We start from the raw sequence: 765 nt of genomic DNA on the forward strand, positions 1-765 counted from the left end.
CCTTTTGTCAGACGACAATCGCGGCCACCGTCTTTAATCCACCAGCGGATCGCCTCACATGCCCCTTTTGTATCTCCGGCGTTGATACGCTGGTAGAACGTTGACGGGAAGCATTTGCCTGGACCAATGTTATAAGGGCAGAAAGAAGCGATACCTGCCTTCTGCGGCTCACTCAACGGAACTTTTATAGTTCGTTCAACCCATGCTAGCGCCTTGTCGCGTTCAATGGCGTTTACCTGGGCGCATTTCTCAGCAGACACCTTCATACCCTGCTCTACTGGCTTACCATCAACCATTGTGGCGCCACGGCAAATGGTCCAGATTCCGCCGCCGTCGCGATATGCTGTCAGGCTGTTACCCTCTTTCTCATCCAGAAACTGATCGAGAATAAGAGGTGCTGACGCACCGGCAAGAATCAAACTAACTACCGCTGTGCTCAGTTTATTCTTCAGCTTTGGTGACATTGCCATTAAGCCGGTCCTCCCTTTCCTTTTTCCTGTAATACCAGTTCACTGCACAGGTGATAACAGTGCATGCGATACCGACAATAATTGCCCAGTCGCTCAGGCTTAACCCTGCAATTCTGTCGGCCAACATCCAGGACACCTCTTTTGCTGTTTTAGCTGTTTCGGCATATGCCTTCGCTGATACACCGCAGCCGGTCAGCGTGGTNNNNGTTCCATATGAAAGTCTGCTGTAAATGGTGCTCATTCTGGTCATAGCCTCACCTCCGATTTTTCGGATGGCGCTTTGTGTGATTAAAGG

At 50.6% G+C, this 765-nt stretch carries 2 protein-coding genes; both read right to left on the minus strand.

The features are described from left to right. The coding region (locus JSN25_RS18020; RefSeq protein WP_204525750.1) for a lysozyme at positions 1-470 on the minus strand (470 nt) is incomplete at its 3' end. Then, positions 442-720, minus strand: a complete 279-nt coding sequence (locus JSN25_RS18025) for a phage holin (protein WP_204525749.1) — start codon at positions 718-720, stop codon at positions 442-444. The genes JSN25_RS18025 and JSN25_RS18020, both read right to left, overlap by 29 nt. Positions 721-765: the final 45 nt, after the last annotated feature.

The organism is Citrobacter cronae, from assembly GCF_016893685.1.
Classification (GTDB): Bacteria; Pseudomonadota; Gammaproteobacteria; order Enterobacterales; family Enterobacteriaceae; genus Citrobacter; species Citrobacter werkmanii.